At 59.1% G+C, this 14,910-nt stretch carries 15 protein-coding genes; 12 read left to right on the forward strand and 3 right to left on the reverse strand.

Features of this window, described 5'->3' with window-relative positions:
• Positions 1 to 246 precede the first annotated feature (246 nt).
• Complete coding sequence (locus tag HX814_RS06590; protein WP_177008995.1) at positions 247 to 1,467, reverse strand: CaiB/BaiF CoA-transferase family protein; 1,221 nt, start codon at positions 1,465 to 1,467, stop codon at positions 247 to 249.
• A gap of 13 nt (positions 1,468 to 1,480) precedes the next feature.
• The gene (locus HX814_RS06595) at positions 1,481 to 2,662 is read right to left on the reverse strand and encodes an acyl-CoA dehydrogenase (RefSeq protein WP_010168706.1); all 1,182 of its coding nucleotides are present in this window, start codon (positions 2,660 to 2,662) and stop codon (positions 1,481 to 1,483) included.
• Positions 2,663 to 2,819: 157 nt separating this feature from the next.
• Between HX814_RS06595 and HX814_RS06600 the strand changes: the two genes are divergently transcribed.
• The 11 genes from HX814_RS06600 to HX814_RS06650 all read left to right on the forward strand — a co-directional run bounded on the left by HX814_RS06600 (position 2,820) and on the right by HX814_RS06650 (position 12,916).
• Positions 2,820 to 3,719 (forward strand): LysR family transcriptional regulator, encoded by a 900-nt coding sequence (locus tag HX814_RS06600; protein WP_177008996.1) that lies wholly within the window; start codon positions 2,820 to 2,822, stop codon positions 3,717 to 3,719.
• 447 nt (positions 3,720 to 4,166) lie between these two features.
• A complete protein-coding gene (locus HX814_RS06605) occupies positions 4,167 to 5,288 on the forward strand; it encodes a Re/Si-specific NAD(P)(+) transhydrogenase subunit alpha (RefSeq protein WP_003214747.1) in 1,122 nt (373 codons plus the stop codon).
• A 15-nt stretch (positions 5,289 to 5,303) separates the two neighbouring features.
• Complete coding sequence (locus HX814_RS06610; protein WP_003170836.1) at positions 5,304 to 5,627, forward strand: NAD(P) transhydrogenase subunit alpha; 324 nt, start codon at positions 5,304 to 5,306, stop codon at positions 5,625 to 5,627.
• On the forward strand, positions 5,624 to 7,060 hold the full coding sequence (locus HX814_RS06615) for an NAD(P)(+) transhydrogenase (Re/Si-specific) subunit beta (protein WP_003214748.1): 1,437 nt from the start codon (positions 5,624 to 5,626) through the stop codon (positions 7,058 to 7,060). Before HX814_RS06610 ends, HX814_RS06615 begins: the two co-directional genes overlap by 4 nt.
• Positions 7,061 to 7,239: 179 nt before the next feature.
• On the forward strand, positions 7,240 to 8,733 hold the full coding sequence (locus HX814_RS06620) for an acetyl-CoA hydrolase/transferase family protein (protein WP_087694539.1): 1,494 nt from the start codon (positions 7,240 to 7,242) through the stop codon (positions 8,731 to 8,733).
• Between the two features lie 318 nt (positions 8,734 to 9,051).
• The gene (locus HX814_RS06625; RefSeq protein ID WP_003214752.1) at positions 9,052 to 9,267 is read left to right on the forward strand and encodes a DUF1127 domain-containing protein; all 216 of its coding nucleotides are present in this window, start codon (positions 9,052 to 9,054) and stop codon (positions 9,265 to 9,267) included.
• A gap of 262 nt (positions 9,268 to 9,529) precedes the next feature.
• Positions 9,530 to 9,724, forward strand: a complete 195-nt coding sequence (locus HX814_RS06630; protein WP_003214754.1) for a DUF1127 domain-containing protein — start codon at positions 9,530 to 9,532, stop codon at positions 9,722 to 9,724.
• 151 nt (positions 9,725 to 9,875) lie between these two features.
• Positions 9,876 to 10,196: a DUF2388 domain-containing protein gene (locus HX814_RS06635; RefSeq protein WP_008439660.1), complete on the forward strand. Its 321-nt coding sequence runs from the start codon at positions 9,876 to 9,878 to the stop codon at positions 10,194 to 10,196.
• Positions 10,197 to 10,302: 106 nt separating this feature from the next.
• Positions 10,303 to 10,611 carry a DUF2388 domain-containing protein gene (locus HX814_RS06640; RefSeq protein WP_008439654.1) on the forward strand — a complete coding sequence of 103 codons (309 nt, stop codon included), beginning with the start codon at positions 10,303 to 10,305 and terminating at the stop codon, positions 10,609 to 10,611.
• 26 nt (positions 10,612 to 10,637) lie between these two features.
• Positions 10,638 to 10,958: a DUF2388 domain-containing protein gene (locus HX814_RS06645; RefSeq protein ID WP_003214760.1), complete on the forward strand. Its 321-nt coding sequence runs from the start codon at positions 10,638 to 10,640 to the stop codon at positions 10,956 to 10,958.
• The gene (locus HX814_RS06650) at positions 10,955 to 12,916 is read left to right on the forward strand and encodes a DUF4105 domain-containing protein (RefSeq protein ID WP_177008997.1); all 1,962 of its coding nucleotides are present in this window, start codon (positions 10,955 to 10,957) and stop codon (positions 12,914 to 12,916) included. Before HX814_RS06645 ends, HX814_RS06650 begins: the two co-directional genes overlap by 4 nt.
• On the opposite strand, the gene HX814_RS06655 is transcribed toward HX814_RS06650, so the two are convergent.
• Complete coding sequence (locus tag HX814_RS06655; protein ID WP_177008998.1) at positions 12,913 to 13,314, reverse strand: GFA family protein; 402 nt, start codon at positions 13,312 to 13,314, stop codon at positions 12,913 to 12,915. The genes HX814_RS06650 and HX814_RS06655 overlap by 4 nt on opposite strands.
• A gap of 272 nt (positions 13,315 to 13,586) precedes the next feature.
• On the opposite strand from HX814_RS06655, the gene HX814_RS06660 reads away from it, so the two are divergent.
• Complete coding sequence (locus tag HX814_RS06660; RefSeq protein WP_003214766.1) at positions 13,587 to 14,894, forward strand: CitMHS family transporter; 1,308 nt, start codon at positions 13,587 to 13,589, stop codon at positions 14,892 to 14,894.
• The last annotated feature ends 16 nt before the right edge of the window (positions 14,895 to 14,910 follow it).

Consider the following 14,910-nt stretch of genomic DNA (forward strand, 5'->3'; position numbering starts at 1 on the left):
TGCCTTACTAACTCCTTCTGGGCCTCGATGATCTGAAGCAGCTCGCTGTCGAAACTTACATAACTCTTTGTTTACCAAGGAGTTTTCCGTTTCGACTGCGCCGGAAGTGGGGCGAATTATAGACTTCCAGAATCTGCCGTCAACCCTTAATTCAGCTTTTCTATCAAATAGGCATTTCTGGCTAAAAACCGACCAACTTCCCTCCATATAGAGAGCCTCAACAACCCTCTATATAGAAGAGAAGCTTCAGATGACCCCGGCCTCCCTCAAAGCCGACACATTCGCTGGCGTCAAACCCAGCACTTGCTGCAGCACCTGATGGGTATGCTCACCCAACAGCGGAGGTGCGCTGCGGTATTCAACAGGCGTCTTGGACAGGCGCATAGGACTTGCCACCTGGGGCACAGTACCAGCCAACGCATGAGGCAACTGCATCGCCAACCCGCGCGCTTTTACCTGAGGATCGGCAAACACCTGCGCCAGGTCATTGATCGGGCCGCAAGGCACACCTACTCGCTCCAGCTGAGCCACCCATTCAGCCGTGCTCTTGAACACGGTAGCCTGACGGATCAACGGAATCAGCACCGCCCTGTTAGCCACTCGCAGCTTATTAGTAGCAAACCTAGGATCATCCGCCCACTGGGGCTGCCCAGCCACTTCGGCAAATTTGCGGAACTGCCCATCATTACCCACAGTAAGAATGAAGTCGCCATCCGCCGTAGGAAAATCCTGATAGGGAACGATATTCGGATGAGCGTTACCCAGGCGCTTTGGAGAGACGCCCGTCGTCAGGAAGTTCATCGCCTGATTAGCCAGACAAGCCACCTGCACATCCAGCAATGCCATATCGATATGCTGGCCGCCACCATCATGATCCCGGTGAGCCATGGCCGCCAGGATCGCAACTGTCGAGTAAAGCCCCGTAAGAATATCCGTCAGCGCCACGCCAACCTTAACCGGTCCGGCGCCGTCTTCACCCTCCGGGCGGCCAGTCAGGCTCATCAGCCCGCCAAGCCCCTGGATCATGAAGTCGTAGCCCGCCCGCGTCGCATAGGGCCCGGTTTGACCAAACCCGGTAATCGAGCAGTAGATCAACTCCGGATTGATCTCCTTGAGCGACTCATAGTCCAACCCATAGGCCGCCAAGCCGCCTACCTTGAAGTTCTCGATCAGAATGTCGGACTTCGCCGCCAGGTCACGCACCAGCTTCTGGCCCTCCGGCCGCGTGAAGTCGATCGTCACCGATTCCTTGTTGCGATTGGCAGACAGGTAATACGCCGCCTCAGTGGTGTTTTCCCCATACGCATCCTTGAGGAAGGGTGGCCCCCAGGCACGAGTGTCGTCGCCATTCCCGGGCCGCTCGACCTTGATCACTTCAGCGCCAAGGTCTGCAAGTATCTGCCCGGCCCAAGGGCCCGCCAGCACTCGCGACAAATCCAGTACCCGCAGGTGCGAAAGCGCGCCCATGGTCGTTCTCCTATTAATAGAACGCCTGAATACCGGTTTGCGCTCGCCCCAGGATCAATGCATGCACGTCGTGAGTACCCTCATAGGTATTCACCACTTCAAGGTTGACCAGGTGGCGGGCAATGCCGAACTCATCCGAGATGCCGTTACCACCGAGCATGTCACGCGCCATCCGGGCAATGTCGAGCGACTTGCCACACGAGTTACGCTTCATGATCGAGGTGATTTCCACAGCCGCAGTGCCCTCATCCTTCATACGACCCAACCGCAGGCATCCTTGCAGCGCCAGGGTGATTTCAGTCTGCATGTCTGCGAGCTTCTTCTGGATCAGTTGAGTAGCCGCCAAAGGCCGCCCGAACTGCTGGCGATCAAGGGTGTACTGACGCGCGGTATGCCAGCAGAACTCCGCGGCCCCCAAGGCACCCCACGAGATCCCGTAGCGTGCCGAGTTAAGGCAAGTGAACGGTCCTTTCAGGCCACGCACATCCGGGAAGATGTTCTCTTCAGGAACAAACACGTTATCCATGACGATTTCACCGGTGATCGAGGCGCGTAATCCGACCTTGCCATGGATCGCCGGAGCACTCAGGCCTTTCCAACCCTTTTCCAGCACGAAGCCGCGAATGTCGCCCGCATCGTCCTTGCCCCACACCACGAACACATCCGCAATCGGGCTGTTGGTAATCCACATCTTGCTGCCAGTGAGGCTGTAGCCGCCATCCACTTTGCGCGCGCGGGTAATCATCGCGCCCGGGTCGGAACCATGGTTAGGCTCGGTCAGGCCAAAGCAGCCAATCCATTCACCAGAGGCCAGCTTCGGCAGGTATTTCTGCTTTTGCGCTTCGGTACCGAATTCATTGATAGGCACCATCACCAGTGAGGACTGCACACTCATCATCGAACGGTAGCCAGAGTCCACACGCTCTACTTCACGAGCGATCAGGCCATAGCTGACGTAGTTCAATCCACTGCCACCGTACTGCTCTGGAATCATCGCCCCCAGCAGGCCGGTCTCACCCATTTCGCGGAAGATCGCAGGGTCAGTCTTTTCATGGCGGAAGGCTTCGAGAACACGGGGCGCCAGCTTGTCCTGGGCGAACTGTTCGGCACTGTCGCGCACCATGCGTTCTTCTTCGGTGAGCTGTGAATCCAGCAGCAGTGGATCGATCCAGTTGAAGCTTGCCTTACCGCCCATGAGTGAGTCCTCGCGAAGTAAATCAAAAGTCGTGCATGGAGCCTAGGCCGGGCAGGCGAGGAGGGCAAACGAGGATTTTGCATAGCCTTGTGCTAATTTCTCACTCCGTAACATTCAAAAGCGGCATAGATGCTCTTTACTTGTGAGGTCACGGTACATGCGCAGAAAAATTCCCAGCACCACGGCGCTGGTCAGTTTCGAGGCTGCAGCCCGCCACGAGAGCTTTACCAAGGCGGCACAGGAGCTTTCGATCACCCAGGGCGCAATCTGCCGACAAATCGCCAGTCTTGAGGAGTTTTTAAGTGTCGAGCTGTTTCGACGCTCGCGCCGGGGCGTGAAACTGACAGAAGCAGGGCTTTCCTACAGTCGCCGGGTGGCTACGCAACTTGACGCCGTGGAACGCGACACCCTTTCGATCATGGGACAGCAGGGCACCAACGTTATTGAACTGGCGGTGGTCCCGACCTTCGGCACCCAATGGCTGATCCCACGCCTCAAGGACTTTCAGCACCAGCATCCCGAAGTCACCGTCAACCTGACCAACCGCACACGGCCTTTCCTGTTCGCCGATACCGAATTCGACGCGGCAATCTACTTTGGCGATGCCGACTGGTCCGGTACCGAATCCCACAAACTGATGGGAGAAAACCCGCTCCCTGTATGCAGCCAGCGCTTGCTGGACGGTCGCACGCACTTCACTGCACACGAAATCGCCGAACTGCCCCTGCTGCAACAAACCACTCGACCCTATGCCTGGCGCCAGTGGTTCAACGCGCAACAGCTGGACATACCCCGCGACATGACAGGCCCGCGTTACGAGCTATTCTCCATGTTGTCCCAGGCAGCCATGCACGATATGGGCATTGCACTGATACCGCCGTTCCTTATTCAAAGGGAACTGGGCGATGGGCACTTGGTGATTGCCAGCCCTCAGGTACTGGCGAGCTCAAAGGCTTACTACCTGATGATTCCCGAGAGAAAGGTCGAATCAGCTTCTCTGCATGCGTTCAGAGACTGGCTGATTGATCAGTCGCATCGTTACAACCCCAATATCTAAAGGGTCTTCGTCAATTTATTAACTTTGTAGTCAACAAAATAAAATACCTACATATGTATATATATGTCGCAATTTAGAAGACCGCATCTTTTGACCCTGAAATGGCCTTTAAGCCATGTAGGTATTGGCCTGTAGCCATAAAATTGCAGCGATGCCCAATCATTCACGTCGGCGATGGAGAAGCGCTGATATTTCGGTAAAAACTCTTTAATCTCCTGTATTTAAACGACTTTAATCTATCCATTGCGACAATCGGTCACGGGGTGACTTGTAGTTAATTTTTTGTCACCCGTCATAATCTCTTGAAGGCCGTAAAGTTCGCCTGCAAAATGCCGCGCCCCGCTGTATTTCAGCGGGATCGTGCTGATCGGCCGCCCAGATTCGCCTGTCGTGGCGCACTGGCCTTTTACAAAAATCAAAGCAAAAAGATCATGCAGGAGATTTGACGTGCACATTGGTGTTCCTCTCGAAACCCAGACCGGTGAAACGCGGGTGGCTGCCACCCCGGAAACCATCAAGAAGCTGATCGGCCAGGGCCACAAGGTCACTGTGCAAAGCGGGGCAGGCATCAATGCCAGTGTCGTCGACAGTGCCTATGAAGCGGCAGGCGCAACCATTGGCAACGCCAGTGATGCATTCGGCGCCGAGCTGATCCTCAAGGTAGTCGCCCCCAATGACAGCGAACTGACGCTGATCAAAAGCGGCGCAGTGCTGGTGGGCATGCTCAATCCGTTCAGCAACGAAACCATCACTCGACTGGCCGAGCATGGCATCACGGCCTTTGCCCTTGAGGCCGCGCCGCGCACCTCCCGCGCGCAGAGCCTGGATGTGCTTTCTTCCCAGGCAAACATTGCCGGCTACAAGGCTGTACTGCTCGCCGCCCATCACTACCCACGCTTCATGCCAATGCTGATGACCGCCGCCGGTACGGTGAAAGCCGCTCGCGTGCTGATTCTTGGAGCTGGTGTAGCAGGGCTGCAGGCGATCGCTACCGCGAAACGCCTGGGTGCGGTCATCGAAGCGTCCGACGTGCGTCCGGCGGTAAAGGAACAGATCGAATCCCTGGGCGCCAAGTTCGTCGACGTGCCATACGAAACTGATGAAGAACGTGAATGCGCGGTTGGCGTGGGCGGTTACGCGCGCCCAATGCCAACAAGCTGGATGCAGCGCCAGGCCCTGGCCGTGCATGAACGTGCCAAGCAAGCCGACATCGTCATCACCACCGCATTGATTCCGGGTCGCAAGGCACCGACCCTGCTCAGCGCCGAGACCGTCGCACAGATGAAGCCAGGCTCGGTGGTCATCGACCTCGCCGCAGCCCAGGGCGGCAACTGCCCGCTGACCGTGGCAGACCAGGTGGTCGTGGAAAACGGTGTGACCATCTGCGGCCCGACCAACCTGGCCGGCGCCGTCGCCGCCGATGCCTCGGCGCTGTACGCACGCAACCTGCTGGACTTCCTGAAGCTGGTCTTCACCAAGGAAGGGCAGTTTGAAATCAACCTCGAAGACGACATCGTCGCCGCGTGCCTGATGTGCCGCGACGGCCAAGTCATCCGCAAAAACGCCTAAGCAGGGATTCAGACGATGGAAGAGCTTATTTCCCCCGGTATCTACAACCTGATCATCTTCGTGCTGGCGATTTATGTCGGCTATCACGTGGTCTGGAACGTCACCCCGGCCCTGCACACCCCGCTGATGGCCGTGACCAATGCGATTTCGGCGATCGTGATCGTCGGCGCCATGCTGGCAGCCGCACTCACCGTGACACCACTGGGCAAGACCATGGGCACCCTGGCCGTAGCCCTCGCGGCGGTCAACGTGTTCGGTGGCTTCCTGGTTACCCGCAGGATGCTTGAGATGTTCAAGAAGAAAGCCCCGAAAGTAAAAGAAGAGGCGCCATCGTCATGAGCATGAATCTGGTCACGACGCTCTACCTGATCGCGTCGATCTGCTTTATCCAGGCACTTAAAGGCCTGTCACACCCGACGACATCCCGGCGCGGCAACCTGTTCGGCATGCTCGGCATGGCGCTGGCAGTGCTCACCACCGTGGGCCTCATCTATAAGCTCGGCGCCGAGCTGGCCACTGCCGGAATTGGCTACGTCATCGTTGGCCTGCTGGTCGGCGGCACCGCCGGCTCGATCATGGCCAAGCGCGTGGAAATGACCAAGATGCCGGAGCTGGTGGCGTTCATGCACAGCATGATCGGCCTGGCTGCAGTGTTTATCGCCATCGCCGCAGTCGTGGAACCACAGTCGCTGGGTATCGTGAAACACCTGGGGGATTCGATCCCCGCCGGTAACCGCCTGGAGTTGTTCCTCGGTGCAGCCATCGGTGCAATTACGTTCTCCGGCTCGGTCATCGCCTTCGGCAAGCTGTCGGGTAAGTACAAGTTCCGCCTGTTTCAGGGCGCACCGGTACAGTTCGGCGGTCAGCACAAGCTGAACCTGGTGCTGGGGCTTTTGACGCTGGGCCTGGGCCTGGCCTTCATGTTCACCGGCAACCTCAGCGCCTTCGCATTGATGCTGGCCCTGGCGTTCGTGCTGGGCGTGCTGATCATTATCCCGATTGGCGGCGCCGACATGCCGGTGGTCGTCTCGATGCTCAACAGCTACTCCGGCTGGGCTGCGGCGGGGATCGGCTTCTCGCTGAACAACTCGATGCTGATCATCGCCGGTTCGCTGGTGGGTTCAAGCGGTGCGATCCTGTCGTACATCATGTGCAAGGCGATGAACCGCTCCTTCTTTAATGTACTGCTCGGCGGTTTCGGCAACACGGCAGACGCCGCCGGCCCGGCCGGCTCGAAAGAAGCGCGCCCAGTGAAATCCGGCTCGGCTGACGATGCAACCTTCCTGCTGACCAACGCCGACACCGTAATCATCGTACCGGGCTACGGCCTGGCGGTGGCACGGGCACAACATGCGCTGAAAGAGCTGACCGAGAAGCTGACCCACCGCGGCGTGACCGTGAAGTACGCGATCCACCCGGTTGCAGGCCGTATGCCTGGTCACATGAACGTATTGCTGGCCGAGGCAGAAGTGCCTTACGACCAGGTGTTCGAGATGGAAGACATCAACTCCGAGTTCGGCCAGGCCGACGTGGTGCTGGTGCTAGGCGCCAACGACGTGGTCAACCCGGCCGCCAAGAACGACCCCAAGTCTCCCATTGCGGGCATGCCGATCCTCGAAGCGTTCAAGGCCAAGACCATCATCGTCAACAAGCGCTCGATGGCCAGCGGCTATGCCGGCCTGGACAACGAACTGTTCTACCTGGACAAGACCATGATGGTCTTCGGCGACGCCAAGAAGGTCATAGAAGACATGGTCAAGGCCGTCGAATAAACACTGCGCCAGCGCAATACCCAAAACCCTGGCCTTTAGTAGGCTGGGGTTTTTTATTACCGGTAAAAACCGACAAAAGGCTCTAAATCGCTGCCTGGCATTCGACCATGGTAGCGGGACGAAATTTTTTGAAATCACTAGACTGCGCATCTTGCTTCCGTAGCCCGAGATAACAATCCATGTACCGTGATCGTATCCGCTTGCCTTCGTTGTTGAACAAGGTCATGAGCGCGGCTGACGCTGCCGCACTGATCCAGGACGGCATGACCGTCGGCATGAGCGGCTTCACCCGCGCCGGTGAAGCCAAGGCCGTGCCCCACGCCTTGGCCGAACGCGCCAAGACATCACCGCTGAAAATTACCCTGATGACCGGCGCCAGCCTGGGCAACGACCTGGACAAGCAACTGACCGAGGCCGGTGTACTGTCGCGACGCATGCCATTCCAGGTAGATAGCACCCTGCGCAAGGCGATCAACGCCGGCGAGGTGATGTTTATCGACCAACATTTGTCGGAAACCGTCGAGCAGCTGCGCAATAATCAGCTCAAGCTACCGGACATCGCGGTGATCGAAGCCGTAGCGATCACCGAGCAAGGCCACATTGTGCCAACCACTTCCGTGGGCAACTCCGCCAGTTTCGCGATTTTCGCCAAGCAGGTGATCGTCGAGATCAACATGGCGCATAACCCGAACCTGGAAGGCCTGCACGACATCTATATCCCGAGCTATCGCCCGACCCGCACGCCAATTCCGCTGGTGGCCGTGGACGACCGAATCGGCAGCACCGCGATTCCGATTCCGCCGGAAAAGATCGTCGCGATCGTCATCACCAATCAGGCGGATTCGGCCTCCACCGTGACGCCGCCCGACAGCGACACCCAGTCGATCGCCAATCACCTGATCAACTTCCTTAAAGAAGAAGTCGACGCCGGACGCATGACCAACAAGCTCGGCCCGCTGCAGGCAGGCATCGGCAACATCGCCAATGCGGTGATGTGCGGTTTGATCGAGTCGCCCTTCGAAGACCTGACGATGTATTCGGAAGTCCTCCAGGATTCCACATTCGACCTGATCGACGCAGGCAAGCTGAGCTTTGCCTCAGGCAGTTCGATCACATTGTCGGAACGGCGCAACGCCGACGTGTTCGGCAACCTGGAGCGCTACAAAGACAAATTGGTGCTGCGGCCCCAGGAAATCTCCAATCACCCGGAAGTGGTGCGGCGCCTGGGCATCATCGGCATTAACACCGCGCTGGAGTTCGACATCTATGGCAACGTCAACTCCACCCACGTCTGCGGCACCCGGATGATGAACGGAATTGGCGGCTCGGGCGACTTTGCGCGCAACGCGCACCTGGCGATCTTTGTCACCAAGTCGATTGCCAAGGCCGGCGCGATTTCCAGCGTGGTGCCAATGGTCAGCCATGTGGACCATACCGAGCATGACGTCGACATCCTCGTGACCGAGGTCGGCCTGGCGGACCTGCGGGGCCTGGCGCCGCGGGAGCGGGCTCGGGTCATCATCGACAACTGTGTGCACCCGGCGTACCGCGATGCCCTGAACACCTACTTCACCCAAGCCTGTGTGCTGGGCGGGCACACCCCGCATATCCTGCGAGAAGCACTGAGTTGGCACATCAACCTGGAAGAAACCGGGCATATGCTGAAGGCGTGATTGATACAGATTCGGGCTGATGCAAACACAGTTTCATCAGCCCGAGCTTCCGAGCCCAAATTTTATAAAAAACTGTACTGCTGTACCGGTCATTTCCTACCGAAATATCCTACCTCGAACTCCATAAACGCCTAAAACGCACCATAAAAGTGCCGACAGGTACAGTTGCTCCAATTTCGTACAGTACAGCCCCTATAAACAGTTAACTGGCCCCTCACAATACAGGTGAACTGTATCTAGAGAGTCTTGCGCGGGAGGAGGATCATTGGCACCAGTTAAACCACTACCTAATCCCGCCACAAGCGGAAGGATGTCATCATGGAACGTACACTCAGTTCCGATCTGTTCTTCGAAGAAAAAGCTGTAAACACCCAGGCTTCCCTGCCTCTGCGCGTTCTCGCCAACCTGATGTTGTGGCAGCGCCGCATCTCCAGCCGCCATCAACTGGCTCGTCTGGACTCGCGTCTGCTGGCTGACGCCGGTATCAGCGAAGCACAACGCTACGAAGAGCTGAGCAAGCCGTTCTGGCGCTAATTAGCGTCCGCTGGCCCTGACCCACCGGGTCCACCGCCAGCACTCCGAATTGTTAAAGCAGAACCCGCCCCGGGTAACCGGCGGCGGGTTCTGCTGTTTCTGGGGTTTGGATTTTCAATGGCGAAAACAGTCGGCTTTATACAGACCGATACAGTTTAAAAAATATAACAATTAAGCAGTACAATTTAACCCGCGTGTATCTGTACCGGTAGCACCCTCCAGCCCAAGATGGTGTTCCAGGACCTCATGAAAGGCGCGCGTCATGAATACCAAAAACCAGCAACACCCTCGGTTGATACAGCTACTCAAGCGCACCGCTGCAGCACTCGTCTGCTGGGGGCAACGGGCCCGCACACGCAGGCTGCTGGCTCAACTGGATCCGCGGGAATTGTCCGATGCGGGTATCAGTCACGGCGACCGGGCATCTGAGCTGGCCAAATCGTTCTGGCGCGAGTAATCACCGCAGGAAGCTATCCGAACAGATAAGCGGCGGCTAATATCCGGCTACCACGTGGCGAACCCTGTAGAACGGGCGTCTGATGCCCATGGTCTCGCTGCTCAAGCAGTAGCTTTGTGCCACCCTTTCGTTCATTTACAGGAGTCACCCCATGTCCCGTCTTCACCTGCTGAGCGCTGCAGCCCTGTTGGCCCTGGCTGCCAATGCCAACGCCTCCAGCCTGATCGTGACCACGGATTCGATCGTCGGCGCACTGAAAGCCACCTCAGACGCCACCTCCGATGCCACTTCCTCCCTGCGTGACAACAAGGTCGTACGTGCCGCCCGTGACGACGCCGCCAGCTTCGTTGCCAGCGAAGGCGCCATCCGTGGCGTAAAACTGGAAAGCGCCCTGGCCCAGATCCGCCAACAGGCTCCACAACTGAATACCGCGACTGACGCGCAGCTGGCCCAGGCGATCCTGGCCATCTGACCGCAGGTGGGATAAAGGGGGCGCCAGGCGCTCCCCGAACCCTCCGCGCTGGCTCTCGCCCGGGCATTGCGCTAGCCTTGGCGCTCGTTTTCAGTTGTCGAGTCCCATGGCTTTTTCATACCGCCTGTTGATCGCTCCCGTAGTGTTTTGCACCTGCTGGTCCACGCAAGCTCCGGCCTTTGACCTGTCCACCCAGAGCCTCGTTGTCAGTGCGTATGCCACCAGCAAAGTGACCTCCGCACCGTTCGACCATAAACTGATACTGGCCGCCCAGGATGACGCTGCCGCTTTCATTGCCACTGACGGCCAATGGCGGGGAGCCCGACTGGAATCAGCGCTGGATTATCTGCGCCATACCCAGCCAAAACTTAACGCCAGTGACCTTGAACTGGCGCAAGCAATTCTCGTCCAATAATCATCTTTGTATTTCGGAGTCATTCCATGCGTAGCCCGCTGATCGCCGCCGCTCTCGGCCTGCTGTTGTTGGCCGGTGTTGCCCAGGCACAAACCCTGAAGGCCACCAGTAACATCATCGTTCGAGCCTCGGCCCGTACCATCGATTTCACCTCGGACACCACCACGTCCATCCGCGACTCCAAAGTCGTACGCGAAGCCCACGACGATGCCGCCAGTTTCGTTGCCAGCAATGGCGAGATTCGTGGCGCTCAACTGGAAGCCGCCTTCGACACCCTGCGAACCCGCGTGCCGGAAGCCCGCGACGCTAGCGACCAGGTTCTCGCCGAAGCTATCCTCTCTCTGTGAGGCGCGTTGCCGCCTGGCTACTGGCCGGCACCTTGCTGCTGGGCGCCAGCGCGGCTCAGGCCGCCCTGCAACTGCGGCTCAAGACCGATGGCTTGAGCCCGGCCCAGCAGCAGGCGAGCCAGGCATTGCTGGATGAAGCGATGCAGGCGTTGCCGCCGCGCTTCATCGAGCAACTGGACCGGACCATCGACGTCGGCTGGACCGACAAGATGCCCGAGAACGCCTACGGCCAGGCTTCGCTGGTGTCCGAACTGGACCTCAACAGTAACTTGCTGGAAAGCCTTACCGACGGCAGTGCCGCGACGCAAAAAACCAATCGCCCCCACGGCACCGTGCGCCGGGAAATGCTCGCCACCGTGCTGCATGAACTGACCCACATCTATGACCGTGCCCGCCTATGGTCCAGCGCCGACCGCAAGCTGATCCAGCGTTGCAGCCGCCAGAACAACATCACCGGCCTGATCGGCCTGCCCGATCAATGCCGGGGCCAGAACGACCGCCGCTTTACCCTCAGCGATGACCCACGCCTGCTGGACCTCGCCGGGTGGCCGCAATACGTCGGCCGTCGCGGCGAACGTGAACAGAACAACCATCAGGTCGCCCGCAGCCCGGACATCTACGAAACCACCAGCCCGCTGGAATTCGTCGCCGTCAACATGGAGTACTTCCTCCTCGACCCGAGCTATGCCTGCCGCCGGCCTTCGCTGTACCGCTATTACAAGGAACACTTTGGCTGGGCGCCGCCCGCCAAGGACACCTGTGCCAAAACCTACGCCTTCCTCAACGCCGGCAACGACTTCGCCAAGACTCCACTGGGCCAGGTCGACCCCGAGCGGGTCTACGAAATCGACTACCTGCTGGCCGAAGCCAACCAGAACCTCGTGAGTCGCTGGGGCCACAGCATGCTGCGCCTGGTGATCTGCGCCCCCGGCCGGCCACGGGGCCCGGACTGCCGCCTGGACCTGGACCAGCACCTGGTGTTGTCCTACCGCGCGTTTGTCGGTGACGTACAACTGTCGAGCTGGGACGGCCTAATCGGCAAATACCCGTCGCGGCTGTTCGTGCTGCCGCTGTCTCAGGTCATCGACGAGTACACCAAGACCGAGCTGCGCGGCCTGGCGTCGGTGCCGTTGAAGCTCACGCGCCAGGAGATCAACGACACCGTCGAACACGCCGCCGAAATGCACTGGAGCTACGACGGCAACTACTTCTTCATCTCCAACAACTGCGCAGTCGAGAGCCTGAAACTGTTACGCAGCGGCAGCGCCAACCCGCAGCTGACCGGCCTGGACAACATCACGCCCAATGGCCTGCTGGAAGTCCTCAAGGGCCGAGGCCTGGCCGATACCAGTGTGCTGGACGACAAAAAACGCGCGCTGCGCCTCGGCTATCACTTCGACTCCTTCCGCGAGCGCTACCAGGCGATGTTCGAGGTGTTGAAAAAGCGCCTGCCGATCAAACAGGCTGAAGTGGAGGATTGGTTGTCACTGAGTGCCGAAGAGCGCCGCCCATGGTTCGCCGAAGCCGACCTGCGCGCCAGCGCCGCCTTGTTGCTGCTGGAACAGGCGAGCTTCCGCAAGCAGCTCATGCTGGCCCAGGATGAAGTCAAGCAACGCTACCTTGGCGCCCGCGAGCTGAAGAACGGCGGCATGGAAAAGGCCAACGCGACGTTGCAGCAGATCCTCGCCAACAGTGGCTTCCTCAGTCGCCCGGCAGAGCTGCTGGGCACCAGCGGTTACGGCTTGCCACAACCAACAGAATCCAAACGCCTGGAATCAGAAAGCGCCGCGCGCCAGAAGCAGTTGCAGTCGCTGACCGGCGATCTGGACAAAGAGGTGAGGGCGCTGCTGGAACCGGCCCGCGCGGCGGAGATTGCCGCATGTGAAGCCAACCTCAAGCAGCTAGGCGAGCACTTGCGCGCACTGCACAAGGCCTCCGGCGGGTTCGAACTGCCCTAGAGCGCTTCTCCGGCTTCTTCTGGTAGTTGCTCATCCAGGTGTAACCACGGCAATCGGCTCTCTACCCAGATGTGCCGATCTGCCGGGGCCAGCTCCGGGTGATCCAGGGTTGCGATGGTCACATCGATACTCTCGGCACTCAGTTGCGTTACCAGCGCCAAATGCGCCCCACAGTTAGAACAGAGATACCGCACGCATGTCGGCGAAGATTCGTACTGCGCCGGCGTTCCCGCCACCCAGGCGAACGCGGAACGGGGCAGGGTGATCCAGGTCGTCACCAAGCCGCCGCTGACCCGTCGGCAAATCGAACAGTGGCAGTGGGCAATATCCACCAACGCCCCGCTGAACTGATAACGCACCCGCCCGCAATGGCAGCCGCCTTGGTGTTGCTCATGCATGCTCTGTCTCCCACATCCTTATTTCACACAGGACCAGTCGTCCATTCAACGTAGCCCGTTTCTCAAGCGAAAGCTGGCTGAAAGCTTCCGGGACTAGGATCGCCCACCACTACCGGCAACAGACCGGTTGTTAACAACAACAATGGTGATTCCCGATGTCCGCTCGTACCCGCCTGTTTGCCCCGACTCCACCCGTACGCCTCGTGCCTTTCGTTCTGCGCTGACCCAACCGGTTCGCCATTCCCTAGCCGCGCTACGCCTGGAGTATTCCTATGCTGACTTTCCTTGGCTTTGCCATGGTCATCACGTTCATGTTCCTGATCATGACCAAGCGCCTGTCTGCGCTGATCGCCCTGATCATCGTACCGATCCTGTTCGCGCTGTTCGGTGGCTTTGCCCCGCAGATCGGCCCGATGATGCTCGCGGGCATCACCAAGCTTGCGCCGACCGGCGTAATGCTGATGTTTGCCATCCTCTATTTCGCCTTGATGATCGACTCCGGCCTGTTCGACCCGGCCGTGCGCAAGATTCTCAAGCTGGTCAAGGGCGACCCGCTGAAGGTCTCGGTCGGCACCGCCGTGCTGGCCCTGGTGGTATCACTGGACGGAGACGGCGCCACCACCTACATGATCTGCGTGGCCGCCATGCTGCCGCTGTACCAGCGCATCGGCATGAGCCCGCGGATCATGGCCGGCCTGATCATCCTCGCCGGTGGGGTGATGAACATGACCCCATGGGGTGGCCCGACCGCCCGCGCCGCCAGTGCATTGCACGTGGACCCATCGGATATTTTCGTACCGATGATTCCAGCCATGGCCGCCGGCGTCGTCGCCATCCTGGTGATTGCCTATATGTACGGCAAGCGCGAACGGGCACGCCTGGGCGAGCTGCACCTGCAAGGCGATGAAATCGACCACAGCGAAATCAGCGTCTCGCAATACCCGGACGCCCGCCGTCCGAAACTGATCTGGTTCAACGGCGCACTGACCTTCGCCCTGATGTGCACCTTGATCGCCGGCCTGTTGCCACTGCCGGTACTGTTCATGGTGGCCTTCAGTATCGCGATGATCGTCAACTACCCGTGCCTGCAGATGCAGAAAGACCGGATCGCCGCCCATGCCGGCAGCGTCCTGGCGGTCACCGGCCTGATCTTCGCCGCCGGTATCTTCACCGGCATCCTGTCCGGTACCGGCATGGTCGATGCCATGTCCAAGAGCCTGCTGGCCGTCATCCCTGACGCGCTGGGGCCTTATCTGGCCGTGATCACCGCGCTGGTGAGCATGCCGTTTACCTTCTTCATGTCCAACGATGCCTTCTACTACGGCGTTCTGCCGGTACTGGCCGAAGCCGCCAGCCACTACGGCATCACTGCCGTGGAAATGGCCCGCGCCTCGATCGTTGGCCAGCCTGTGCACTTGTTGAGCCCACTGGTTCCATCGACCTACTTGCTGGTAGCCCTGGCGGGTATCGAATTTGGCGATCACCAGCGCTTCACCCTCAAGTGGGCGGTGCTGGTGTGCCTGTGCATAATGGTCGCCGCTTTGCTGATGGGGATTTTTCCGCTGTTCAGCACTCTATAATCGTACAACTCACTGC

The sequence above is a fragment of the Pseudomonas sp. C8002 genome (assembly GCF_013385765.1).
GTDB lineage: Bacteria > Pseudomonadota > Gammaproteobacteria > Pseudomonadales > Pseudomonadaceae > Aquipseudomonas.